The 23,691-nt window shown below is 74.2% G+C and carries 18 protein-coding genes and 1 pseudogene; 10 read left to right on the plus strand and 9 right to left on the minus strand.

Annotation, left to right across the window (positions count from 1 at the left end):
- Window positions 1-105: 105 nt before the first annotated feature.
- Window positions 106-1,668, plus strand: a complete 1,563-nt coding sequence (locus tag ACFZP7_RS11545) for a substrate-binding domain-containing protein (protein WP_385634350.1) — start codon at window positions 106-108, stop codon at window positions 1,666-1,668.
- A gap of 262 nt (window positions 1,669-1,930) precedes the next feature.
- Window positions 1,931-4,678, plus strand: a complete 2,748-nt coding sequence (locus tag ACFZP7_RS11550; protein WP_385634351.1) for a beta-galactosidase — start codon at window positions 1,931-1,933, stop codon at window positions 4,676-4,678.
- Between the two features lie 15 nt (window positions 4,679-4,693).
- On the opposite strand, the gene ACFZP7_RS11555 is transcribed toward ACFZP7_RS11550, so the two are convergent.
- Genes ACFZP7_RS11555 through ACFZP7_RS11575 form a run of 5 tightly spaced genes read right to left on the minus strand, consistent with a single transcriptional unit; the run spans window position 4,694 to window position 10,377 of the window.
- Complete coding sequence (locus tag ACFZP7_RS11555; protein WP_385634352.1) at window positions 4,694-6,199, minus strand: alpha-N-arabinofuranosidase; 1,506 nt, start codon at window positions 6,197-6,199, stop codon at window positions 4,694-4,696.
- Between the two features lie 50 nt (window positions 6,200-6,249).
- Entirely contained in the window at window positions 6,250-7,224 is a 975-nt protein-coding gene (locus ACFZP7_RS11560) for an arabinan endo-1,5-alpha-L-arabinosidase (protein WP_385634353.1), read from the minus strand.
- On the minus strand, window positions 7,221-8,084 hold the full coding sequence (locus ACFZP7_RS11565; protein WP_355514066.1) for a carbohydrate ABC transporter permease: 864 nt from the start codon (window positions 8,082-8,084) through the stop codon (window positions 7,221-7,223). The genes ACFZP7_RS11560 and ACFZP7_RS11565 overlap by 4 nt, the downstream gene beginning before the upstream one ends.
- Window positions 8,081-9,022, minus strand: coding sequence for a carbohydrate ABC transporter permease (locus ACFZP7_RS11570; RefSeq protein ID WP_030972354.1), 942 nt, complete (start codon window positions 9,020-9,022; stop codon window positions 8,081-8,083). The genes ACFZP7_RS11565 and ACFZP7_RS11570 overlap by 4 nt, the downstream gene beginning before the upstream one ends.
- Window positions 9,019-10,377 (minus strand): extracellular solute-binding protein, encoded by a 1,359-nt coding sequence (locus ACFZP7_RS11575; protein WP_385634354.1) that lies wholly within the window; start codon window positions 10,375-10,377, stop codon window positions 9,019-9,021. Before ACFZP7_RS11575 ends, ACFZP7_RS11570 begins: the two co-directional genes overlap by 4 nt.
- Before the next feature lie 210 nt (window positions 10,378-10,587).
- Between ACFZP7_RS11575 and ACFZP7_RS11580 the strand changes: the two genes are divergently transcribed.
- From ACFZP7_RS11580 to ACFZP7_RS11595, 4 genes are read left to right on the plus strand one after another with little or no spacing between them, the layout of a single operon-like run.
- On the plus strand, window positions 10,588-11,109 hold the full coding sequence (locus tag ACFZP7_RS11580) for a hypothetical protein (RefSeq protein WP_031020278.1): 522 nt from the start codon (window positions 10,588-10,590) through the stop codon (window positions 11,107-11,109).
- Window positions 11,106-12,347 (plus strand): MAB_1171c family putative transporter, encoded by a 1,242-nt coding sequence (locus ACFZP7_RS11585; protein ID WP_385634355.1) that lies wholly within the window; start codon window positions 11,106-11,108, stop codon window positions 12,345-12,347. Before ACFZP7_RS11580 ends, ACFZP7_RS11585 begins: the two co-directional genes overlap by 4 nt.
- 31 nt (window positions 12,348-12,378) lie before the next feature.
- Window positions 12,379-13,590: an MAB_1171c family putative transporter gene (locus tag ACFZP7_RS11590; protein ID WP_019326324.1), complete on the plus strand. Its 1,212-nt coding sequence runs from the start codon at window positions 12,379-12,381 to the stop codon at window positions 13,588-13,590.
- Window positions 13,580-14,989 carry an FAD-dependent oxidoreductase gene (locus ACFZP7_RS11595; RefSeq protein WP_385634356.1) on the plus strand — a complete coding sequence of 470 codons (1,410 nt, stop codon included), beginning with the start codon at window positions 13,580-13,582 and terminating at the stop codon, window positions 14,987-14,989. The genes ACFZP7_RS11590 and ACFZP7_RS11595 overlap by 11 nt, the downstream gene beginning before the upstream one ends.
- Window positions 14,990-15,035: 46 nt before the next feature.
- Here ACFZP7_RS11595 and ACFZP7_RS11600 read toward each other — a convergent pair whose 3' ends face one another.
- Together ACFZP7_RS11600 and ACFZP7_RS11605 are read right to left on the minus strand one after the other, a co-directional pair.
- Window positions 15,036-15,899 (minus strand): SMP-30/gluconolactonase/LRE family protein, encoded by an 864-nt coding sequence (locus ACFZP7_RS11600; protein ID WP_385634357.1) that lies wholly within the window; start codon window positions 15,897-15,899, stop codon window positions 15,036-15,038.
- Complete coding sequence (locus ACFZP7_RS11605; protein ID WP_029393524.1) at window positions 15,896-16,669, minus strand: IclR family transcriptional regulator; 774 nt, start codon at window positions 16,667-16,669, stop codon at window positions 15,896-15,898. The genes ACFZP7_RS11600 and ACFZP7_RS11605 overlap by 4 nt, the downstream gene beginning before the upstream one ends.
- 135 nt (window positions 16,670-16,804) lie before the next feature.
- Here ACFZP7_RS11605 and ACFZP7_RS11610 point away from each other — a divergent pair, with 135 nt between their 5' ends.
- Window positions 16,805-17,398 (plus strand): hypothetical protein, encoded by a 594-nt coding sequence (locus ACFZP7_RS11610; protein ID WP_239099491.1) that lies wholly within the window; start codon window positions 16,805-16,807, stop codon window positions 17,396-17,398.
- On the opposite strand, the gene ACFZP7_RS11615 is transcribed toward ACFZP7_RS11610, so the two are convergent.
- Window positions 17,395-18,264, minus strand: coding sequence for a RimK family alpha-L-glutamate ligase (locus ACFZP7_RS11615; RefSeq protein ID WP_385634358.1), 870 nt, complete (start codon window positions 18,262-18,264; stop codon window positions 17,395-17,397). The genes ACFZP7_RS11610 and ACFZP7_RS11615 overlap by 4 nt on opposite strands.
- A 4-nt stretch (window positions 18,265-18,268) precedes the next feature.
- Window positions 18,269-18,976, minus strand: coding sequence for a FadR/GntR family transcriptional regulator (locus tag ACFZP7_RS11620; protein WP_385634359.1), 708 nt, complete (start codon window positions 18,974-18,976; stop codon window positions 18,269-18,271).
- A gap of 174 nt (window positions 18,977-19,150) precedes the next feature.
- On the opposite strand from ACFZP7_RS11620, the pseudogene ACFZP7_RS11625 reads away from it, so the two are divergent.
- The 3 genes and pseudogenes from ACFZP7_RS11625 to ACFZP7_RS11635 all read left to right on the plus strand — a co-directional run bounded on the left by ACFZP7_RS11625 (window position 19,151) and on the right by ACFZP7_RS11635 (window position 23,439).
- Window positions 19,151-20,589 (plus strand): annotated as a pseudogene (locus ACFZP7_RS11625) (SLC13 family permease).
- Window positions 20,590-20,648: 59 nt separating this feature from the next.
- A complete protein-coding gene (locus tag ACFZP7_RS11630) occupies window positions 20,649-22,106 on the plus strand; it encodes an acyl-CoA synthetase (protein WP_385634360.1) in 1,458 nt (485 codons plus the stop codon).
- On the plus strand, window positions 22,099-23,439 hold the full coding sequence (locus ACFZP7_RS11635) for a carboxyl transferase domain-containing protein (RefSeq protein ID WP_385634361.1): 1,341 nt from the start codon (window positions 22,099-22,101) through the stop codon (window positions 23,437-23,439). The genes ACFZP7_RS11630 and ACFZP7_RS11635 overlap by 8 nt, the downstream gene beginning before the upstream one ends.
- The last annotated feature ends 252 nt before the right edge of the window (window positions 23,440-23,691 follow it).

Below are 23,691 nucleotides of genomic sequence, written 5' to 3' on the forward strand. Positions count from 1 at the left end.
CCGGTGAATTCCTGACGGATGGTCAGCACGAGCGGGTCCGGGAGCCGTCGCGCACGGACAACATGGCCTCCCCATCCATGTGCGGGTCTGCGTCGGGAGTCGGTCATGAGCGGTGTCTCGTGGGAGTCGGTGATCGCGGTGTTCGGCCTCGCCGTGCCCGTGGTCGCCGCCTTGTGGGAGTTCGTCCTGGCGGGCCGCAAACGGCTGGGCTACCGGGTCCAGATGGACACCACCGTCCGGGACTCCTCCACCTCCGGTCCCGAGACCCGGGTGTTCCAGCGGATGCAGTGGGACGGCAGGACCCTGGCCGACCCGTCGGTCGTACTGCTGCGCATCGAGAACGTGGGCTGGTCGCCGATCGTCGACGGCGACTACGTCGCGCCGCCCACCGATCCGGTGGGGGTGCGCATCGCCTTCCCGGGGCGGCGGGTGGTCGGCATGGCCGTGACCGAGCGCAGCGACAACGTGCCGCGCAGCTTCTTCGAGCCGGACCGGGCGGGGTTCGCCACCACGGACGGCGTGATCAGTCTGCCCAAGGTGATACTCAACCGCCGGGCGCACTACAAGGTCCTGGCCGTCCTGGACCGCGAGGAGAGCTTCCGGGAACCGGACTTCCCCGACCCCGTGGTCACCGCGGGCGTCGTCGGCGGGGTGCGCGGCGGGACCATCAAGAAGACCGAGTACTACCCCTTCGCCTCCCGCCCGGTCCGCTGGCTCCTCGCCCTCCTCGTCCTGGTCAGCGTCGCCCAGTCCGTGTCCACCTTCGCCCGCGGCGAGGACGCGGCCGCCGCACCGCTGGACTGCGCCGAGGGCACCCTGCACCTGTCGGGCTCCACCGCCTTCAGACCGGTGCTGGAACTGGCCGCCGCCCAGTACACGAAGACCTGCCCGGGGGCCCGGATACCGCTGACCGACAACTCGTTCCGGGGCAGCGTCCCGGGCCTCGACACCCTCGCCGCGGCGGGCGGGAAGACGGAGCCCGGCACGGACGCCGGGCTGGGCGACCGGCTGGCCTTCAGCGACGGCCCCAAGTCCGACGGCCGCCCGCAACTGCTGCCCCGGCCGGTCGCCCTCTCGCTGTTCACCCTGGTCGTGAGCGAGGACACCGGGGTGCGGGACCTGTCCCTGAAGCAGGTGCGGGACATCTACGCCGGGCGGATCACCAACTGGAGCCAGGTCAAGGGCCGCGACCTCCCGATCCAGCTGGTCAGCCGCCACCCCGGCTCCGGCACCCGCTCCGCCCTGGAGAAGCGGGTGCTGGACGGCCGGCCGCTGCCCGCCGTCACCACCAACGACTGCCGGAGCCTGGACACCGGCCGCGCCGGCCGCTGCGAGGTCGGCGGCACGCCCGCCCTGCTGGACACCGTGGCCGCGACACCCGGCGCCCTCGGTCACAGCGAGGTCGGCTCCGCCGCCGCCCACGAAGGCGTGCGCCAGGTGCGCATCGACGGCTACCCGGCGACGCTGGAGGGCGCCGACCAGGGCGCCTATCCCTTCTGGGAGACCGAGATCGCCTACACCTACGGCGAGCCGCCCGCGGACTCGATCGCCGCGGGCTTCCTGCGCTACCTCGCCGCCGAGGTCGGCAAGGACGTCATCCGCTCCCAGGGCCACCGCCCCTGCTCCGAGCTGGACAAACCGCTGGTGTGCCGACCGGCCGGGTCGTGACCGGGGCCGGCCGCCGGGCCGGTGGAAGCGGGACTCGTCGCGCCGGCCCTCCGTCGCGCCGTCAACCCCGCGGGCACTCCTTCCCCGCCAGGTGGTACACCGTTCCGGAGGGCGGCGAGACGTGCGCCGGCCTGGGCCGGGCAGTCGCCGTGGGTCACGGTGCGGGCGGTGTCGTCGTGGGTTCGTTTTCCGCATCCCCGCTCCGGTTGTGGACAATGGCCCGGCAGCGCAGCACGGAAGCACGGCAACAGGAGAGGCTCCCTTGGAGCTCAGCAGGCTCGGCAGACGAGCGTTCAGCGCCCTCGCGGGCACCACCGTCCTCGGTCTGGCGCTCGGCGGCAGCGTGAGCAGCCGGGCACTGCCCCGCTCCGGAGCCCGCGGACCGGTGCCCACCGGCCCTCCGCCCGGCCCGCCCGGCGCCGACGGGAGGCGCCACCACATCGCCCTGGACCGGTACTCCCTGCTGGTCGACGGCAGGCGCCTGGCCCTGTGGTCGGGCGAGATGCACCCCTTCCGGCTGCCCAGCCCCTCCCTGTGGCGGGACGTCCTGCAGAAGATGCGGGCGTACGGCTACAACGCGGTCGACGTCCGCCTCGCCTGGAACCTGCACTCCCCCGCCCCCGGAAAGTACGACTTCACCGGCGTCCGCGACCTGGACCTGTTCCTGCGCACGGCCGCCGAGACCCGGATGTACGTCGTCCTGGACCCGGGCCCGCACATCGGCGCGGACGTGGACGCCGGCGGCCTGCCCGGCTGGCTGACGGCCGTCGAGGGCGCGGCCCGCACGACCGACCCCGCGTACCTGCGCCACGCCGACGACTGGCTGCGCCGCGTCAACGCGATCGCCGCCCGGCACCAGTACAGCCGCGGCACCGGCACCGTCCTGCTCTACCGCCTCGACGCCCCCGGGCGCGCCGGGCTGACCCGCCTGCACGAGAAGATCCGCGCCGCCGGGATCGACGTACCCCTGCTGCACGCCGACAGCCCCGTCGCCCGGGCCGACAGCGAGCGGACCCGGGACGCCGCCGAGGCGCGCCGGGTCCACCTGGGGCACCTCGCGCAGGGCGTCACCCTGCACCACGTGCACATGGCGTTCGGCGGGACCTCCTGGGGCTGGCTGCCCGCGCCGTCCGCGCCCGGCCCGACGTACGACCCCACCGCGGCGATCGACGAGGCACGGCGGCCGACGGCCAAGGCGGCCCCGCTCCACCAGCTCGGGCAACTCCTGCGCCACGTGCCCGACTTCACCCGGCTGGAGGAGGCCGCCGGGGTCCGGGCCGCCGACGACCGCCTCCGGGTGCGGCACCTCGCCAACCCGGACACCGGGACCCACGCGTACGTCGTGCGCAACGACTCCGCCACCGCCGTCACCTCGACCCTGCCGATGGGCGGGACCGACGTGGAGGTCACCGTCCCCGGCCGCGACGCCAAGCTGTTCGCCACCGGGCTCCATCTGGGCTCGGGGCGCAGGGTGGCGCACGCCAACGTGCAGCCGATGCTCGCCCTGAGCGTCGGACGGCTGGACGTCGCCGCCTTCGTCGGCCGGGCCGGGGAGATGGCGCACCTGGTGCTGGACTGCCCGCACGAACCGTGGCCCACCCGGCTGGACGAGGAGGCCGCCTGGGCGTACGACCACGGGAAACTGCACATCACGGTGCCCCTCGGGGAGAACCGGCTGACCCGGGTGCGGGTGCGCAGCGGCAAGTCCGAGCGCACCATGATCCTGCTCTTCGCCGACGACGCCGCCTCCCTGCGGCTGTGGCCGTACGAGACCCCGTCGGGCCGGGTGCTGGTGCACGGGCCGGCGCTGCTGCGGGACGTCGCCCTGGACGGTGCCACGATCCGGCTGACCGGCGACACCGTCGAGGAGTGCGGCCTTGAGGTGTGGGCGCCGCACGGCATCACCGACGTGACCTGGAACGGCGACCCGGTGGCCACCTCGGTCAGCCGCGCCCACAGCCTGCTGGCCACCTGGCCCCTGCCCGGGGTGCCCGAGCTGGTGCTGCCCGCGCTCGACGGCTGGCGGCGCCGCGAGGAGAACCCGGAGTCCCGGCCCGGCTACGACGACTCGGGGTGGAAGGCCGCCGACCGCGGGACGTCGACGAGCACCACGCCGGTGCCCGAGGGGCAGCCGGTGCTCTTCGCCGACGACTACGGCTTCCACTACGGCGACGTCTGGTACCGGGGCCGGCTCACCGGCGCCGAGGGCCTGGAGACGGTGTCGCTGTCCTACCGCACGGGCGCGCGCGGGATGCTGATGGCCTGGCTGGACGGGGAGCCACTGGGGACGCACCGCGTGGCCGGGGACGAGGGGCGGGGCACGAGGACCGCCACGGCCCGTTTCCGGCTGCCGGACGACCTGCGCGAGGCGCGCCGGAGGCGGCCCGACGCGGGTGCCGGGTCCGTGCTGTCGGTACTGGTCCGGCGCACCCAGCACGCCCAGGACGACTACCGGGCGGCCCGCGGGCTGGCCTCGGCCGCCTTCGAGGGGGCCGCGCCGAAGGCGGCGTGGCGGATCATGGGCGCGGCCGCCCCCGACCCCGTGCGCGGCCCGCTGAACCACGGCGGGCTGTTCGGGGAGCGGCACGGCTGGCACCTGCCCGGGCACGACGACGGCGACTGGGAGTCCGTGTCCCTCCCCCACCGGGGCCGCCGGCGCCAGGGCGTGACCTGGTACCGGACCACCTTCCGGCTGGACGTGCCGCCGGACGTCGACGCGTCCGTGGGACTGGTCGTCGGGGACGGGCCGGGCCGCGGCGTCCGCGCCCAGGTCTTCCTGAACGGCTGGAACATGGGCGAGCACGCGGGCGACGGCCCGGGCGAGCCGCACACCTTCGTCCTGCCCAACGGCATCCTGCGCACCCGCGCCGCCGTCAACACCCTGGCCCTCGCGGTGCTGTCCGACGGCGAGGCGGAGTCGGGGCTCGGGACGGTGCGCCTGGAACTGCTGGGCGGCGCGGCCGGAGGGGTGCCGGTGGAACCGGTCGCCTCCCCCGGCCGGCGCCGCTGACCCGGACGACGGTCCCTAGCGCAGCCGGATCACGTTCCAGGACAGCGGCTCCAGGGTGGCCCGCAGCCCGCCCTCGTCCAGGACCGTGCCGTCCACCGCGTGCGGGACGACCCGCTCGGGCTCGGCGAGGGTGTTGCGGGCGTCGGGGTCGGCGTCCGCCAGGGCGCTGTGCTCGACGACCTCACCGATGCCGAGGCCGTTGAGGGCGACCTCCAGCGGCAGCGACTCGGTGCGCGAGCGGTTGACGGCGAAGACGGTGACCGAGCCGTCCTCGGCGCGCACGGCGGTGGCGTGCAGCAGGTCGGCCTCGCCGTACCTCTTCGTCTCGTACGTCGGTGAGTCCACCCGGACGTCCAGGACCTCGCCGCGGCCGTACGCGGACGCCTGGGCGAAGGGGAAGAACGTCGTCTGGCGCCAGGCCGGGCCGCCCGGTTCGGTCATGATCGGGGCGATGACGTTGACGAGTTGGGCGAGGCAGGCGACGGTGACGCGGTCGGCGTGCCTGAGCAGGGCGATGAGCAGCGAGCCGAAGACGACCGCGTCGGTGACGCTGTAGTTGTCCTCCAGCAGGCGGGGGGCCTCGGGCCAGTCGAGGGCGCTCACCTCCGCCTGGGTCTTGGCCATGTACCAGACGTTCCACTCGTCGAAGGAGAGGTTGATCTTCTTCTTGGACTTGAGGCGGGCGCCCACGTGGTCGCAGGTGGCGACGACGTTCTCGATGAACGACTCCATGTCCACGGCGGAGGCGAGGAAGGAGTCGACGTCGCCGTCGTGCGGCTCGTAGTAGGCGTGCAGGGAGATGTGGTCGACCAGGTCGTAGGTCTCCTGGAGGACGGTCGCCTCCCACGCGGCGAAGGTCTCCATGGACTGGCCGGAGGAGCCGCAGGCGACCAGTTCGAGGTCGGGGTCGATCTGGCGCATGGCGCGGGCGGTCTCGGCGGCGAGGCGGCCGTACTCCTCGGCGGTCTTGTGGCCGGTCTGCCAGGGGCCGTCCATCTCGTTGCCCAGGCACCACAGGCGGATGCCGAAGGGGTCCTTGTCGCCGTGCTCGGCGCGCAGGTCGGACAGGGCGGTGCCGGAGGGGTGGTTGGCGTACTCCTGGAGTTCGAGGGCCTCGGCGACGCCGCGGGTGCCGAGGTTGACCGCCATCATCGGTTCGGCCTGCGGGCCGACCTTCTTGAGGAAGGCGATGTACTCGGACAGGCCGAAGCGGTTGGACTCCGTGGTGCGCCAGGCCAGGTCGAGGCGGCGGGGGCGGTCCTCGACCGGGCCGACCGAGTCCTCCCACTTGTAACCGGAGACGAAGTTGCCGCCGGGGTAGCGGATGGCGGTGACGCCGAGTTCGCGGACGAGGTCCAGCACGTCGGTCCGTATGCCGTCCTCGTCGGCGGCGGGGTGGCCGGGTTCGAAGATGCCGGTGTAGACGCAGCGGCCGAGGTGTTCCACGAACGAGCCGAAGAGGCGGGGGTTGACCTCACCGACGGTGAAGGCGGGGTCGAGGGTGAAGCGGGCGGTTCGCATCGCTGCCTTTCGGGGGTTTCGGTGTCGTGAGCGGTCGGAGTGCGCGGGGGTCACCGGCCGACGGCCGGCCAGCCGTCCTTCGTCCAGGTCAGGACGTTCAGACCGAGCTTGGGCGTGCCTTCGTCCCGCGCGTCGTAGTAGTGGTACGCCAGCCAGTCGCGGCCCCGGTCGCGGAAGACCGACTGGCCGCCGGTGCCGAGGTAGCGGCCGTGGCCCTGCAGGAGCAGGTCGCCGCCGCCTTCCAGCAGCGGCTTGCCCGTGCTGTCGACGTAGGGGCCGGTGACGGACGCGGACCTGCCGACCTTGATCTTGTAGGTGCTGTTCACACCCGAGCAGCAGGCGTCGTGGGAGGCGAAGAGGTAGTAGTACCGGCCGTGCTTGACGATCTCCGGGCCTTCGACCGCGTACGGCTCGTCCGGCCGGGTCGCCAGGTGGTGGACCCGCGCGTCCTCGACGGCCTTGCCCGTCGCCGGGTCCAGCTCGACCATGCGGATGCCGGACCAGTAGGAGCCGAAGGACATCCACAGTCTGCCGTCGGCGCGGACGACCGCCGGGTCGATGGCGTTCCAGGTATCGGTGGTCTCGGAGGAGAAGACCTTGCCGTGGTCGGTCCAGGTGCCGGGCAGGCCCGTGGCGGAGGTGGCGACGCCGATCGCGGAGTGGTTGGTGCCCCAGGAGGAGACCGCGTAGTAGAGCCAGTAACGGCCGGCGCGGTAGGAGAGGTCGGGCGCCCACGGGTCGCCGGTGTCGTTGTACTCGTACCACCAGGCCGGGGGCTCGGCGAAGGCGTTGCCCGCGTCGTCCCAGAGCCTGCCGTCCTCGGAGAGGCGGGCGCCGATGACACCGCCGGTGGAGTAGGCGACGTAGCCGCCCGACTTCAGGCGCAGCACGGTGGGGTCGTGGATGATCTCCTGGCCGGTGAGGGGGCGCGGGTCGGGGTAGCTCTGCGCCGCCTGGGCCGTGTGGGGCAGCAGGGCCACGAGGGCCGCCGCCGCGACGGCGGTGAGGGTTCTGCGGACGGTCACTGTCCCGCCAATCCCGTGTGGGCGACGCCCGCCACGATCTGCCGCTGGAAGAAGACGAAGACGATGATCAGGGGCAGGCCGGCCATGAGGCCGCCGGCCATCAGCTGGGCCCACTGGATGCCGTAGGAGTTCATGACGGTCGCGATGCCGTTCGGCATGGTCATCAGGTCGGGGTTGTTGGTGACCATGTAGGGCCACAGGAAGTTGTTCCAGGAGCTGATGAAGGTGAAGATGCCGACGGCCGCGAGCGAGGGGCGGGAGAGCGGCACGATGATGGTGAAGAAGACCCGCCAGCGGCCGGCGCCGTCGATGAAGGCGGCCTCCTCCAGTTCGCGCGGGATGCCCTGGAAGAACTTGTAGAGGATGTAGACCATCGCGGCGGGCGCGCACTGCGGCAGGATCATGCCCCAGTAGGTGTCGACCATCCCCATCTGCTGGACGGTCGTGAACAGGGGCACGCCGAGCACGGCCGGGGAGATCATGAGGCCGGCCATCACCAGGGCCATCAGGGCGCCCTTGCCGCGGAACTCGGTGCGGGCGAAGCCGTAGCCGGCCAGCGCGCTCACCAGCAGGACCACCGTCGTGACGCAGACCGACACGACGAGGGAGTTGACGAACCAGTCGGTGATGTTGCCGGTCTCGAAGAGGGCGGTCCACGCCTGGCCGGTCCAGTCCTCGGGCAGCCAGTGCGTGGGCACCTCGACGGCCTCGGTCTCCGACTTGAGCGAGGTGAACAGGGCCCAGGCGAGGGGGGCGAGGAACACGGCGGAGACGGCGGTGCCGAGGAGCGTGAGCACGATCTGACCGGGGGTCCAGCTCCGGCGGGGCCTGGTGCGGATCGTCGGTGCGGCGGTGGTCATCGGCCGCCCTCCTCACGGTTGCGCAGCAGCCACATCCGGGCGAGGGCGACGGCCGCGATGAGCACGAAGAAGATGATGGAGATCGCGGAGGCGTAGCCCACGCGGTAGCTGGTGAAGCCCTGTTCGAGGGTGTACTGGACGAAGGTCCGGGTCGATTCCTCGGGGCCGGGCCCGAAGTCCTGCATGACCACGGCCTGGTCGAAGACCTGGAGCGAGGCGAGGATCTGGAGGGCGACGACCAGGCCGGTGATGTTGCGCAGCATCGGCAGCGTGATGTGGAGCGTGCGGTGCCAGGCGTTCGCGCCGTCCAGCTTGGCGGCCTCGTAGAGGTGGGCGGGGATGCCCTGGAGGGCGGCGAGGTAGAGCAGGAAGCTGAAGCCGACCGTCCACCACAGGGTGGTGATGACGACCGCGAGCAGCGCGTAGGACTTGTCGGTCAGCCAGGGGGTGTCCAGGCCGAAGACGTGGTTGACCATGCCGGTGCCGGGGTTGAACAGCCACTGCCACAGGTTGGCGGCGACGGTGGACGGCAGCAGGAACGGCATGAAGAAGCACAGCCGCCACAGCCACTTGCCGCGTTCGATGTGATGGGCGAGCATCGCGAGGAGGAAGGCGAGGACCGTGATGCAGGGCACCACCAGCAGCGTGAAGTACGCGCTGTGGCCGAACGCGTCCCACATCAGCGGGTCCTGGAGGGCCTCGCGGTAGTTGTCGAGGCCGACGAAGCTCGCGCCGTCGCCGGAGATGTTGGCGTCGGTGAAGCTGAGGTAGAGGCCGCGCAGCAGCGGCCAGATCACGAAGAGCGCGAAGAGGGCGAGGAACGGGGCGACGAACCAGCCGCCGTGCTGGAAGCCCTGCCTGCGGCGGACGGTGGCGCCGGCCGCGGCGGTCCTCGCGCGCGCCGGGCGGATGATCGTTTCAGCGCTGGTCGTCGTCATGCGGCCGCACCTCCTTGCGCGGCGGTCCTGCCGTCCATGGGGTTCTTCGTGCCGAGCAGGTCGGTGAGGACGCCCTTCATGCGGCGGGCGGCGGCCTCGGGCTTCGCCGAGCCGGTCGTCGAGGAGACGACGACGGGGCCGACGCGCTGGGCGAGGATGCCGGTGGAGCCGGCGAACCACACCTTCGGCTCGGTGGCCTGGTGGTCCATCGCGCCGGCGTACTCGTTCTGCGGTCGCAGTTCCCGGTACGCGGCCGTGGACAGGGTGGGCGTGAAGGCGGGGATGTGGCCGCCGGCCGCCCACTGGCGGGCGTGCTGGACGACGTAGGCGGCGAGCCGGTGCGCGGCCTCGTTGGCGGCGCCGCCGCGGTTCGCCTGGTGGGGCAGGACGAAGGAGTGCGACTCGGCGTGGGTGGCCGGGCGGCCGAAGACGGGCGGCAGCGGGGTGGCGCCGTAGTCCAGTTCCGCCCCGGAGAAGACCGGCACCGACCAGTTGCCCTCCCAGGCGAAGGGGGCGCCGTTGACGAACTGTTCGGCGCCCGCGCCGCCTCCGTAGCCGGGGTTGGCGTAGCCGTCGGCGACGTGCCGGCGCAGGAACTCCAGTACCCGGACGGCCTTGTCGGTGTCGAAGGTGACCTCGGTGTTGGCGTCGTCGAACCAGGTGCCGCCGAGCTGGGTGTAGAAGGCGACGAAGAACCACCACTGGAAGTTCTGGTCGTTGTGCCAGAAGCCGATGGTCTGCAGGCCCTTCGCGGTGGCCTTCCGGGCCTCCTTGAGCACGTCGAACCACTCGTCGACGGAGGTGACCGGGACCATCCGGCCGTCGTCGCCGAGCAGGCCCGCCTTCTTCAGCACGTCCTTGCGGTAGAAGCAGAGCTGGACGTGGATGTCGAGCGGGAGGGCGTAGAGCTTGCCGTCGATGACGGCGCGCCGCCACAGCTCGGGGTTGAAGTCGGCCTCTTTGACGCCGTACTTCGCGAGCAGGCCGACGTCCCAGGGGTCCAGGAGGCGGCCGGGCGAGAAGCCGGTGACGCGGCCCAGGTGCATGACGCCGAGGTCCGGCGCGCGGTTGCCGGCGGCCGCCATGGCGAGCTTGGTGTAGAAGGGGCTGCCCCACTGGAGGGTGGAGTCCTTCACGTCGATGCCGGGGTGGTCCTTCCGGAAGGCGTCCAGCATCGCGATCATGTTGTATCCGTCGCCGCCGCTGAAGAGGTTCCAGTAGCGCACGCGGGTGTCCGCGTCGGAGGCCAGGGCGTCGGCGCCCGTGCCGAGGGCCGCGAAGCCGAAGCTGCCCGCGACCGTCAGGGCACCGGCCGCGGCCAGAAAGTGCCTGCGATTGAGGTCAGGTCGTCCCATGCCCTGCCCTATCTGCTCATGGAGTCGTTCGAGATGTCGGCGCGAATTGTTCGAGATTTCGAAAGGCGCCCGTAACTTCGAACGGGACCGTAAGGGGCCGGGGACGGCACGTCAATGCTTCGGACAAGAACTCGATACGGGCACTTCCCTCCGCGTACGCTCGAACGGCCTTGGAAAAGCACTCGGCTTCGGGGGAACAGGGAGACAGCGGTGGGCACCAGGAAGGAGATGCGGCGTCTCGCCGACGCCCTCGTCGACCCCATCCGGGTGCCGGTCCCGGCCGACCCCGAGGTGCTGTTCGAGGCACTGGTCGCCTCCGTCAGCGCGTGGCGGGGACGGGAGGTCGTCGTCCACCGCGCGGCCTTCCCGCCGCACACCGCCAGCGGGCTGTGGCTGGAGCGCGACAGCCACGACGACGTCGTCGTGGACGAACGCGCCGCCGTCTGGCACCAGATCGTGATCCTCTGCCACGAGGTGTGGCACATGAACCGCCGCCGGGCCGACGCGGACGCGGGCGGACGGCTCGGACAGGTCGCCGCGCGCACCGACTTCTCGCTGGCCGAGGAACAGGAGGCGGACCGCTTCGGCATGCTGATGGGCCGCCGGCTGCGCACCTGGCTGGAGGCGTCCACCGACTCGGTGTTCGCCGCCGAGGGCGGCGACCCCGACGACCCGCAGGACCTCGCCGGACGCATCGGCGCCGCGCTCAACTACCGCGGGACGACGAGGTGAACGGCCTGATCAACTACGTGAGCTGCGGCGTGCTGTGGCTCGGCCTGCTGGTCCGGGCCCCCGACCTGCTGCGGCACCGCCGCGACCCGTATCTGCGGGCCATCTGCGCGGTGCTGGGGCTGGCCGGGCTCTGCTTCCTGCTCGGGGCGCCGCCGACGGTGGGCGCCGTCAACCGGCTCAGCGGGGTGCCGAACCTCGCCGCGCCGCTCACCTACGCGGCCATCACCGGGTACTGCGCCGCCTCCCAGGTCCTGGTCGTCCACTGGCGGGGCGGGCCGGGGGTGCGGCGGACCGCCCGCCGCTGGCGGCTCGCCTACGCCGCCGTGCTCCTCGGCATCGCGGTCACCTTCCTCCTCGGGGACGCTCCCGTGGAGCGCCGCACCGACCTGGACACCTACTACGCGACGACCCCGTTCCTCGCCCAGATGATCCTGCTGTACCTGCTGGCGCACCTGACCGCGGCGAGCGTCACCGCGGTGTCGGCGCTGTGCTGGGCACGCCGGGTACGGGGCGGGCTGCGGGCGGGGCTGCTCCTGCTCGGCACCGGCTCGCTGTGCGGCGCCGGCTACAGCGTGGCCAAGCTCGTCGCGGTGGGCGCCCGCTGGTCGGGGCGCGACTGGTCGGCCCTCGGCACCACCGTCTCCCCGGCGGCGGCGGGGCTCGGCGCGCTGCTGACGGTCGTCGGCGTGCTGGTGCCGCTGGTGTCGCCCCGGGCGGCCGAGTGGTCCCGGGCCCGGCACGGCTACGCCCGGCTCGCGCCCCTGGAGCGGGCGCTGGACGAATTGCTGACCCGGCGGACGCTGCGGCTGCCCCGGCCGCGTCTCGCCTCGCCGACGACCCGGCTGGTGTGGCGTCAGACCAGCATCCACAACGCGCTGAGCCACCTCCAGGCGTACTTCGACGGGGACCTGTACGACCGGGCCCGCGCCGCCTCGCTGGCGGCGACGCGGGACCCGGAGCGGGCCGACGCCGCCGCCTGGGCCGCGGTGATCGGCGCCGCGGTGCGCCGCGAGGCCGACCCGGCGGGCGGGGCCCCGCCGGCCGCCGGCGCCCCGGGGGTGCTGCCGGCCCGGCTGCCGGGGCCGGCCGCCCTCGGCCGGATCGCCGACGCGCTGGCCGGCGCCGCGCCGGTGCCGCCGGCCACCGCCGCGCCGAGCGGCACGACCACGGCGGGCGGCACGACGACGCCGAGCGGCACGACCACGCCGAGCGGCACGACCACGGCGGGCGCCGCGTGAACCGGCACCGGGACGAGGGGGGCCGCCCGGCATGAGCCTCGTCGTGTACTTCGCGGCCTTCGTGTTCGGGGCGACGTCCGTGCTGCTGTTCCGCCGCCCGCGCACGGCCGTGCGCCATCCGCTGACCCTGTCCACCTGCGCGGCGGTCCTGCTGGGCGCCCTGGTCTTCGTGTGCGCCGCGCCGGCCACCCTCGCCACCGTCAACGACCTCACCGGCGTCCCCAACTTCGGCGCCCCGCTCACCTACGGCATGCTCTCCGCGTACAGCTGCGCGGTGCTGGTCCTGCTGATCAACTGGCGGGGCGGTCCCCGGCGGCGGGTGCGGCGCCTGGTGCTGCGCACCATGGCCGCCTACGGGCTGCTGGTGGCCGCGATCGTGGTGCTGTTCGCCCTCGCCGACGCGCGCACCGAGCGGCTGACCGACCTCGACACGTACTACGCGGCCACCCCGTTCATGCGGGAGATGATCCTGCTGTACCTGCTCGGGCACAGTGCGGCGATGCTGGTGATGTGCGCGGTCTGCGTGAAGTGGGGCCGGGAGGTGGGCGGGCTGCTGCGCGCCGGGCTGCGGCTGATCCTGCTGGGGGCGCTCCTGGACGTCCTGGGTTTCCAGCTGACCAAGTACACCGCCGTCGTGGCGCGTTGGTACGGGCACGACCTCGACTTCCTGTCCACCGACGTCGCCCCGCCGATGGCCTCGCTGGCCGCCGTGCTGTGCTCGGCCGGGTTCGTGCTGCCGAGGCTGCTGCCCCCCGTGCTCGCGCAGTGGCGGGGGCTGGACGACCACCGGCGGCTGGAGCCCCTGTGGTCCCTGGTGAAGCCGGTGTGCACCGCGCCCGAGCAGCCGGCCGCCTGGTGGCGGCTGCCGCGGGAGCGGCTGCAGTGGCGCGAGGTGTCCATCCACGACGCCCTGCTCACGCTGGCCCCGTACTTCGACCACCGGGTCCGCGAGCGGGTGCGGGACACCGCCCTGAGCGCGGGCCGCACCCCCCACGAGGCCCGGCTGGCGGCGGAGGCGGCCATGCTCGCCGACGCCGCGCGCCGGGCCGTCGCCCGCGAGGAACCGCCCCGGTCCACCGGTTCCTACCGCCTGCACGCCACCGAGGTCCCCGGACCCGGCGGACTGGTGGAGCTGGCCCGGGCCCTGGACCGACCGGCCGCCGGGGACGCCGCGTCGAACGGACCGGTGCCGCCCCGCCCGGCCGGACCCGTCACCGGACCGGAGGAGTCCCATGTCGCGTAGAGCCGTAGTCGTCGGTGCCGGGCCGGCCGGAATGCTGGCCGCGGCCGTGCTGTCCGGGGCCGGCCTGGACGAGGTGGTGGTCCTGGACCGCGACGAGCTGCCCGAGGGACCGGAGCACCGCCGGGGGCTGCCGCAGGGACGGCACGCGCATCTGCTGATGGGCGGCGGGCTGACCGCGATGGAGGAGCTGGTGCCGGGGGCCGGTCTGCGGGCGCGGCTCCTCGCCGCCGGCGCCCACGAGGTGTCGCTCAGTTCGGGCACGCTGGCCCGCACCCCCGAGGGCTGGCTGCGGCGGTGGCGCCGGACCGGTCCCGTCATGCTCACCTGCACCCGGGCGCTGCTGGACTGGACGGTGCGCGAGGCGGTGCGCGAGCACTGCCGGGTCGAGGTGCGCAGGGCGGCGGCGGTGGGGCTGACCGGGTCCGCGGCACGGGTGCGGGGGGTGCGGATCGCGGCCCCGGGCGGCGGCCCGGAGACCGGGCTCGACGCCGATCTGGTCGTCGACGCGAGCGGGCGCGGCACACGGGTCCTCGCCTGGCTGGACGGGCTCGGGCTGCCCGGCGTCCGGGTGCGGACCGTGGACGCGGGGCTGGTCAACGCCTCGCGCCTGTACCGGGTGCCGCCGGGGGCGGAACGGTTTCCGCTGACCGTCGTGCACGCCGACCCGTACGCGGGGCGGCCCGCCCGCAGCGCGATGGTGATGCCGGTGGAGGGCGACCGCTGGCTGGTCAGCTGCGGCGGCTCGCGCGGCGGTGAACCGCCCGCCGATCCGGAGGGGTTCCTGCGGTACGCGCTGGCCCTGCCCGACCCGATCGTGGGCCGGCTGATCTCCGGCGCGCAGCCGCTCACCGACGTCCACCTGAGCCGGTCGACCAGCAACGTGCGGCGCTACCTGGAGGACGCCCCGCGCTGGCCGGAGGGGCTCGTCGTCCTCGGGGACGCGCTGGCCACGTTCAACCCGGCGTACGGGCAGGGCATGTCGGTGGCGGCGTTCGGCGCGCGGGCGCTCGGGCGGGAGCTGGCCCGTGCCGGTGACGCCGCCGCGCCCGGTCTGGCCCGGCGGGCGGTGCGGAGCGCGGCGCGCTCGGTGGACGCGGCGTGGCTCACGGCCGTGAGCCAGGACGTCCACTACCCGGGCGTGCGCGGCGGGCGGCCGAGCGCCGCCGACCGTGTGGTGACGGCGTACACGCGCCGCATGACGCGGGCGGCCACCGGCTCGTACGCGGCGGCCTCGGCGCTGTGGGACGTCACCAGCATGCGCACGTCCCCGGCCCGGCTGTTCCGCCCCGACGCGGTCCTCGCCACCCTGGCCGGTCCGCCGCTCCCCCTCCTCGCCCAGGCGCCCCTGACCCCGGCCGAGCGGCGCACCCTGCGGGACCTGGACCGGACGGGCCGCTAGCCCCGCCCCGGCGGCCGGGACGGACGGGGCGGACGGGGCGGACGCCTCAGCCGGCGAACGCCGGCTGCGCCACCCCCCGCCCCGCGCCGGGCACCACCAGCAGCGAACCCGCCAGCGGGTGCGCCCCGGTGAGGCCGACCCGGGCGGTCGTGACGTACAGGTCGGTCAGGCCGGGGCCGCCGAAGGCGCAGGCCGTCACCCGGGGCACCGGCAGCACGATCACCCGGTCCAGCTCGCCGGAGGGCGTGTAGCGCCGCACCGCGCCGCCGTCCCACAGGGCGACCCACACGCACCCCTCCGCGTCGACGCACAGCCCGTCGGGGAACCCCGCGCCCTCCTCGATCGTGACGAACGGGCGCCGCCCGGAGATCCGGCCGTCGGCCGCCGAGACGTCGAAGACGTCGACCCGGCGGGTCGGTGAGTCGACGTAGTACATCAGCCGTCCGTCCGGGCTCCAGCCGGTGCCGTTGCTCACCGCGACGTCGTCCAGCACCGTCGTCACCGTGCCGTCGCCGGCGACCCGGGACAGCGTGCCGCCGCCGGGCGCCTCGTCGTAGCGCATGGTGCCCGCCCACAGCGTGCCGTCGGAGGCGACGGCGGCGTCGTTGGCGCGGCGGCCGGGGACGGGGTCGCGGTGCAGCCAGCGGAAGGCGCCGTCGGGGTCGAGCAGGCCGATCCCGTCCCGCAGGTTGAGGACGAGGCCGCCGCCCGCGCGGGGCTTGACGGCCCCCACGTGCTGCTCGGTGCGGCGCACCGTGCGCCGGCCGGTCGCCGGGTCCCAGGTGTGGACGCGGGAGTTCAGGATGTCGATCCACAGCAGCCGGCCGGTCGCCGGGTCCCAGGTGGGGCCCTCGCCCAGGGCCGCCTCCGCCCGGACGGCCACCTCGAAGCGCGGGCCCGTCCCCGTCATGCCGCACCCCGGTGACCGAGGCGCTCGGACAGGTCGGCGGCGCCCTTGACGGCCAGCTGCTCCAGCTCGCCCAGGCGCTCCTCGCTCCAGCGGATCATCGGCACGGAGATCGACAGCGCGGCGACGACCCGGCCGGTGCGGTCGCGGACCGGGGCGGCCACGCAGGAGACGTCCGGGTTGGACTCGCGGTTCTCCACCGCGGTGCCGCGCTCGCGGATGCCGGCCAGGGCCTCGCGCAGCGCGGCCGGGTCGGTGATGCTGTTGGGCGTCATCGCGGTCAGCTCGGTGCCGTCCGGGAAGCGGGCGGCCAGCTCCGGCTCGGGGAGGGAGGCCAGCAGCATCTTGCCGACGGACGTGCAGTGGGCGGGCAGCTTCCGCCCGGCCGCCGACACCATCCGCACCGCGTGCGTGGAGTCGACCTTGGCGATGTAGATGACGTCCGTGTCCTCCAGGATCGCCACGTGCACCGTCTCGTCGCAGGTCTCGGCGACGGTCCGGGCGACCTGCTGTCCCTCTGCGGCGAGGTCGAGGTGCTCGGCGTATCGGGCGCCGAGCTGGTACGGACGGACCCCGAGCCGGTACCGTCCGGGCTGCCCGGGGACGGGGGCGATGTACTTGCGGGCGGCGAGCGTGGTGACCAGCTCGTGCACGGTGGTGCGCGGCAGCTGGAGCCGGCGCACGATGTCGGGGGCGGAGAGCGTGCCGTCCCCGTCGAGGAAGAGCTCGAGTATGTCGAGAGCCCGGGTCACGGCTGGTACGAGGCGCCCCATGTCCGGCCCCCTCCCTAAGGTGTTCGAGATTTCAACAGGCGATCGGAATAACGAACACAGGCTACTCACATCGCGTTTGCCGGGGCAATGGGCGTGCGCCCGGTGCTCCTCGGACCCATGGGCCACGATGGACCCATGCCCACCGGAAAGCGCTCCGCCGCCCCGTTCACCCCGCTCGGCTTCCAGTTGGTGCTGCTGCGCCGCATGGCCGACCACAACCCGGGGCTGGTCGAGGACGCCCGCCGTCAGCTGGGCGTCTCGATCGCGGACATGCGGGAGGCCAACCGCCGCTGGCAGGCGATGATCCGCTCCCCGCACGCCCGCTCGGCCGCCTCCCGCTACCGCTCCGTCCTGGGCGAGCCGGAGTCCGCGGTGCCCCGCCGGATCGGCGACCTGGAGTGCGAGGCCCGGCAGTGGACCCTGCCCCTCTGGCCCGACCTGCGCTTCGAGATCCTCGTCGGCGACCGGGGCGCCGTCTGGAACGAGTGGCTGGTCCGCGCCCCGGGCGCCCGGGCACCGGACCTGCGCACCCTGGGCGACCTCGCCCCCTGGTCCTGCACGGTCGACGAGGCGGCCCGCGCCTTCGCGCCCGCCCGCCCCCTCCAGGGCTCGGCCCCGACCCGGTGGGGCCTGGCCTTCACCGCACCGGACGCGGACGGCCGACGGCGCGAGGTCGTCGCGGAGTTCACCTGGGGGCTGCTCCAGCGGACGGCGGTCGGCGACCGCTAGCGGGCCGCCTCCAGCACCGCCTCCACCACCCGGGGCAGCGACCGCTCGTGCAGCCACAGGAACAGGTTGGGCTCCACCAGCTCCAGCTCCATCACGCGTGGCCGCCCGTCGTCCCCGTCCACCAGGTCGACCCGGGCGTACAGCGGCTCGGCGGCGCCCGGTACGGCGGCCAGGGCGGCCTCGGCGACGGCGACCTCGGCCGCGGTCGGTGTCCAGGGCTCCAGGCCCGGGTGCGCGACCTTGCGCGCGTCGTACGGGGTCCCCGGCGCGAGGACGGCGCCCTTGCGGCTGGCGTGCAGCAGACGCCCGCCGAAGAACTGCAGCGCCCGCTCCCCGGCGGTGTCGATGGCGCGCATGTACGGCTGCACCATCGCCGTGAAGCCCTCGGCGTGCATCCGCTCCACCTGCCGTACGGCGGTGGCGTGCTCGCCGGGCGTGTAGCGGGCGGCGAAGCGGGCCCCGGCGCCGGAGGTCGGCTTGACGACGTACTCGTGGACGTCGGGCAGGCCGGGTGACTCACCGGGGGCCGCGTAGCGCGTGGGGACGGTGGGCACGCCGACCGCGGCGAGGTCGGCCAGGTAGCGCTTGTCGGTGTTCCAGCGCACCACGGGCGCCGGGTTGGCCAGCCGCGTCGCCCCGCCGCACCGCTCGGCCCACGCCGTGAACTCGTCCGCCCGCCAGCTGTAGTCCCAGGTGGAGCGGATGAGGGCGAGGTCGAAGGCGGCCCAGTCGACACCGGCGTCGTCCCACACCTCGACGGACGCCGACGCGCCCGCGTCGGCCAGGGCGCGCGCCAGCACCGGAAGGTCCCGGTCGACGCTGACCCGCGGGCCGGGGCGGCAGGTGACGAGTGCTATGCGGGGCACGGTTCTACCGTTCCTCTCCCGGGTCCCAGTCCAGCAGGCGGACCTTGGCGACCGTACGGACGTGGCGGCGCATGGCGGCGGCGGCCTGGCGGGGCCGGCGGTCGGCGATCGCGTCGAGGATGGCCCGGTGCTGGGCCAGGGAGCGGCCGGGCCGGCCGGGCTGACGCAGGGACTCGGTGCGGCTCTCGGCGATCTGGTGGGCGATGGAGCGCATGAACTCGGCGAGCAGACTGCTGTGCGCCGCCGCCGTCACCGCCGCGTGGAACAGCCGGTCGCCCTCGACGCCGTGCCGGCCCTCCTCGACCTCCTCGGCCATCACGTCCAGCGCGGACCGCATCGCCGTCAGGTCGTCCTCAGTGCGGCGCTCGGCGGCCAGTTCGGCGAGCTTGGTCTCCAGCGCCTCGCGGGCCTCCAGGACATCCGGCAGGCGCCGCCGGCGCTCGACCATCTTCTCGACGGGCTCGACGTCGAGGCTGTCGCGCACCAGATACGTCCCGCCGCCGTGCCGCGCCTCCACCAGGCCCTGCACCTCCAGGACCACGATCGCCTGCTTCACCGAGGCCCGGCTGACGCCGAGCCGCTGGGCGAGGTCCCGTTCGGGCGGGAGCCGGTCGCCGGCCCGCAGGCCGCCGTCGGCGACGTACTGGCGCAGCCGATCCAGCACCTGCTCGTACAGGCGCCGCTTGGTCATGGGGCGCAGGGCGTCGGTCACGGTCCCCCCTCTCGCCGGGAGCGTAACACCGGCTGGACGGTGGCCGAGTGGCTGAGCCAATTCATGCGCGACCCCTTGACGCGGGCCGGGGGCGGGCCCACGCTGGCCGACCAGTCGCACCGTCCAAGTGGCTCAGCCACTGAGCCAGTCAGGTCAGCCCTCGGGAGCCCCCGCATGTCCCCCGAACTCGTCTCGATCCTCGTCCTCGTGGTGGTGTTCGTCATCGCCACCACCCGCTCCGTCAACATGGGCGCCCTCGCCTTCGCCGCCGCCTTCGGGGTGGGCACGCTCGTCGCGGACCTCGACGCGGACGGCATCTTCGCCGGTTTCCCGGCGACCTGTTCGTCGTCCTCGTCGGCGTCACCTATCTGTTCGCGATCGCCCGCGCCAACGGCACCACCGACTGGCTGGTGCACGCCGCCGTCCGGCTGGTGCGGGGGCGGGTGGCGCTGATCCCGTGGGTGATGTTCGCGCTGACCGGCGCGCTCACGGCGATCGGCGCGGTCAGCCCGGCGGCCGTCGCGATCGTCGCGCCGATCGCCCTGAGCTTCGCCACCCGGTACGCGATCAGCCCGCTGCTCATGGGCACGATGGTGGTGCACGGCGCCCAGGCCGGCGGCTTCTCGCCGATCAGCATCTACGGCTCGATCGTCAACGGCATCGTGGAGCGCGAGGGACTCCCGGGCAGCGAGGTCACCCTCTTCCTGGCCTCCCTGATCGCCAACCTGCTCATCGCGGGCGTGCTGTTCGCGCTCTTCGGCGGGCGGAAGCTGTGGGCGCGGGGGTCGGTGCCGACGGACGGCGCCACCGGCGAGGGCGACGCCGGACCCGCGGACGGGGAGACCCCCGGCCCCGGCACCGGCCCCGCCACCTCGGGGGCCACCCCCATCACCCCAGCGACCCCCGCCGCCCGCACCGCCCCCGCCTCCCCCACCGCCGTCGCCGTCCGCCCCGGCCGGGAGGCCGGCGACACCGGCGGCCCGGGGGGCACGGGTGGCACGGAGGGCATCATCCGCCTCACCCCCGCCCGGATCGCCACCCTCACCGCGCTGGTCGCCCTCGTCGTGGCCGTCCTCGGCTTCGACCTGGACGCCGGACTGACCGCCGTCACCCTCGCCGTGGTGCTCAGCACCGCCTGGCCGGACGACAGCCGCCGCGCGGTCGGCGAGATCGCCTGGTCCACGGTGCTGCTGATCTGCGGTGTCCTGACGTACGTCGGTGTGCTGGAGGAGATGGGCACGATCACCTGGGCCGGCGAGGGCGTCGGCGGCATCGGCGTCCCGCTGCTGGCCGCGGTGCTGCTCTGCTACATCGGCGCCGTCGTGTCGGCCTTCGCCTCCTCGGTGGGCATCATGGGCGCGCTGATCCCGCTGGCGGTGCCCTTCCTCGCGCAGGGCGAGATCGGTGCGGTCGGCATGGTGGCGGCGCTGGCGGTGTCGGCGACGGTGGTGGACGTCAGCCCGTTCTCGACCAACGGCGCCCTGGTGCTGGCGGCGGCCCCTGATGTGGACCGCGAGCGATTCTTCAGGCAGTTGATGGTCTATGGGGGCATCGTGGTGGCGGCCGTACCGGCGCTGGCCTGGCTGGTACTGGTCGTGCCCGGCCTCGGGTAGTCCCGGGCCGGGTGACCGGCGAACGCGAGCAGCAGAGCAACGACTAAGGAGTACGACGAGTGTCCTCTCTCTTCCCGGCCCTCTCCCCGGCCCCGGCCGGCGCCCCGGGCGACCGGCTCGCCCTGAGGTTCGGCGCGCGCTCACTGACGTACACCGAACTGGCCGCCGCGGCGGGCGCGACGGCCGGCCGGATCGAGGGCGCCGGTCGCGTCGCCGTCTGGGCGGCCCCGGCGCTGGAGACCGCCGTCGCCGTCGTGGCGGCGCTGCTGGCCGGCGTCCCCGCCGTGCCGCTCAACCCGAAGTCCGGCGACAAGGAGCTGGCGCACATCCTCTCCGACAGCGAGCCCTCGCTGGTCCTCGCGCCGCCGGACGCCGAACTCCCGGCCGCACTCACGGCCCTGGCGCGGGTGGACGTCGACGTGCGGGCCGCCGGCCCGGTCCCCGAGGACCGCGCCGGCGACGGCGACCCCGCCCTCGTCGTCTACACCTCCGGCACCACCGGCCCGCCCAAGGGCGCGGTCGTGCCGAGGCGCGCGCTGGCGGCGACGCTGGACGCGCTCGCCGACGCCTGGCAGTGGACCGGTGACGACGTGCTGGTGCACGGGCTGCCGCTGTTCCACGTGCACGGGCTGGTGCTGGGCGTCCTCGGCCCGTTGCGGCGTGGCGGATCGGTGCGCCACCTGGGCAGGTTCTCCCCCGAGGGCGCCGCCCGCGAGCTGAACGACGGTGCCACGATGCTGTTCGGGGTGCCGACGATGTACCACCGGATCGCCGAGTCCCTGCCCGGCGACCCGGAGTTGGCGAAGGCGCTGGCCGGGGCCCGGCTGCTGGTGTCCGGTTCGGCCGCGCTGCCCGTGCACGACCACGAGCGGATCGCCGCCGCCACCGGCCGGCGGGTGATCGAGCGGTACGGCATGACGGAGACGCTGATGAACACCAGCGTGCGGGCGGACGGCGAGCCGCGCGCCGGGACGGTGGGCGTGCCGCTGCCGGGCGTGGAGCTGCGGCTGGTGGAGGAGGACGGCTCGCCGATCGAGGAGCTGGACGGGGAGAGCGTCGGCGAGATCCAGGTGCGTGGCCCGAACCTGTTCACCGAGTACCTGAACCGGCCCGACGCCACCGCCGCCGCCTTCACCCCCGACGGTTTCTTCCGCACCGGCGACATGGCGGTGCGCGACCCGGACGGCTACGTCCGCATCGTCGGGCGCAAGGCCACCGACCTGATCAAGAGCGGCGGTTACAAGATCGGGGCGGGTGAGATCGAGAACGCGCTCCTCGAACACCCCGGGGTCCGGGAGGCCGCGGTCACCGGGGAGCCCGACCCGGACCTCGGGGAGCGGATCGTGGCGTGGGTCGTGCCGTCCGACCCCGCCGCGCCGCCCGCCCTGGAGGCGCTGGCCGACCACGTCGCCGGGCGCCTCGCCCCGCACAAGCGTCCCCGCGTCGTCCGGCACGTCGACGCCCTGCCCCGCAACGAGATGGGGAAGATCATGAAGCGGGCGCTGACCCATGGCTGACCGCCTGTCCGCGCGCGCCTTCCTCGCCCTGGTCACGGACGACTTCCGGGAACTCCCCCACCCTCCGGGGCGGCCGGAGCCGGCGGACGGCCCGCTGGGCTGGCACGGCTACGACGCCTCCCGGGCCCGGGCCGCCGAACGCACCGGCGAGCGGGAGTCGGTGGTCTGCGGCACCGGGCACGTCGAGGGCGTCCGCGCGGTGCTGCTGGCCTTCGAGTTCGGCTTCCTGGGCGGCTCGCTGGGCCGGCGCACCGGCGACCGGCTGGAGGCCGCGTACGCCTACGCCCGCGAACACCGTTTGCCGGTGGTGCCGTTGGTCGCCACCGGCGGGAGCCGGATGCAGGAGGGGATGCTCGCGCTGACCCAGCTCCAGCGGGTGGCGCGGCAGTCGGCACTCACCCGGGAGGCCGGGCTGGCGCAGATCGCCGTGTTGCGCGATCCGGCCACCGGCGGTGGCTGGGCGACGCTGGGCGCGGGCGCCGACGTGGTGCTCGCGCTGCCGGGCGTCCAGGTCGGTTTCGCCGGGTCGCGGGTCCGGCCGGCGGACGCCGACCCGACGGCGTACACGGCCGAGGCGCAGGTGGCGGCGGGCAGCGCGGACGCCGTGGTGCCGGCCGGTGAGCTGCGCGCGACGCTGGGGCGCTGGCTGCGGCTGCTGACGGCGCCGTCGGCCGCAGCGGCGCCCGTGCCGGGGCCGCTGGGGGCGCGGGACCTGCCGGTGAGCGGCTGGGACGCGGTCCGTCGGGCCCGTTCCCCCGAACGCCCGCGCGCCGGGGCCTACCTGGACGCCTACTTCACCCACCGCGTCGCCCTGTCCGGCGACCGCTGCGGCGGCACCGACCCGGCGGGCATGCTCTGCGGCTTCGGCGAGCACGCGGGCCGGACGGTGGCGTACGCGGCGCAGACCGGCGCGGCGACCCGGCCGGCCGGCTACCGGACCGCCGCCCGGCTGCTGCGTCTCGCGGACCGGCTCGGCATACCGGTACTGACCCTGGTGGACACCCCGGGCGCGGCGAACGACGCGGAGGCGGAGCGGCAGGGCGCGGGTCCGGCCATCGCCGACCTGTTCGTCGCGATGGCGTCGGTGCGCACGCCGGTGACCACGCTGCTGATCGGCGAGGGCGGCTCGGGCGGGGCGCTGGCGCTGGCCGCTCCCGGCCGCACCTGGGCCACGCCGGACAGCTACTTCTCCGTCATCGCGCCGGAGCTCGCGGCGGCGATCCTGAAGCGCGGGCCGGACGAGGTCGAGATGACCGCCGGCCAACTGCGTCTGCGCCCGCAGGACTTGACCGAACTGGGGGTGATCCGAACAGGCGATCAGTTGTTCCCTTGAACAGGTGATCGTCGCTCAGAAGGTCGCATGTGACTGGAGGGACCAACGATACTTACGGTGTGCGAGCAACGGGCTGCAGACCGTAGTCGACGCACATGTCCCAAGCAGTAGGTCCCACACAGCACAGCGCAAGGAGCTGCACGATCATGAACCTTCTCACCGACATCCTCGCCGGCCTCGTCCACTTCGTCGGCTGGCTGGTCTGACGGTCCGAGAGAACAGACGGCGCCGCCTCCCCGTCCCAGGGAGGCG

It is taken from the genome of Streptomyces sp. SudanB5_2050 (genome assembly GCF_964272335.1).
In the GTDB taxonomy this organism is placed as follows: domain Bacteria; phylum Actinomycetota; class Actinomycetes; order Streptomycetales; family Streptomycetaceae; genus Streptomyces; species Streptomyces rochei.

Coding starts and splice junctions, on each gene's coding strand:
- ACFZP7_RS11545 (WP_385634350.1), top strand. CDS start 106: ATGAGCGGTGTCTCGTGGGAGTCGGTGATCGCGGTGTTCGGCCTCGCC.
- ACFZP7_RS11555 (WP_385634352.1), bottom strand. CDS start 6,199: ATGCGAACCGCCCGCTTCACCCTCGACCCCGCCTTCACCGTCGGTGAG.
- ACFZP7_RS11565 (WP_355514066.1), bottom strand. CDS start 8,084: ATGACCACCGCCGCACCGACGATCCGCACCAGGCCCCGCCGGAGCTGG.
- ACFZP7_RS11570 (WP_030972354.1), bottom strand. CDS start 9,022: ATGACGACGACCAGCGCTGAAACGATCATCCGCCCGGCGCGCGCGAGG.
- ACFZP7_RS11575 (WP_385634354.1), bottom strand. CDS start 10,377: ATGGGACGACCTGACCTCAATCGCAGGCACTTTCTGGCCGCGGCCGGT.
- ACFZP7_RS11590 (WP_019326324.1), top strand. CDS start 12,379: ATGAGCCTCGTCGTGTACTTCGCGGCCTTCGTGTTCGGGGCGACGTCC.
- ACFZP7_RS11595 (WP_385634356.1), top strand. CDS start 13,580: ATGTCGCGTAGAGCCGTAGTCGTCGGTGCCGGGCCGGCCGGAATGCTG.
- ACFZP7_RS11600 (WP_385634357.1), bottom strand. CDS start 15,899: ATGACGGGGACGGGCCCGCGCTTCGAGGTGGCCGTCCGGGCGGAGGCG.
- ACFZP7_RS11605 (WP_029393524.1), bottom strand. CDS start 16,669: ATGGGGCGCCTCGTACCAGCCGTGACCCGGGCTCTCGACATACTCGAG.
- ACFZP7_RS11610 (WP_239099491.1), top strand. CDS start 16,805: ATGCCCACCGGAAAGCGCTCCGCCGCCCCGTTCACCCCGCTCGGCTTC.
- ACFZP7_RS11635 (WP_385634361.1), top strand. CDS start 22,099: ATGGCTGACCGCCTGTCCGCGCGCGCCTTCCTCGCCCTGGTCACGGAC.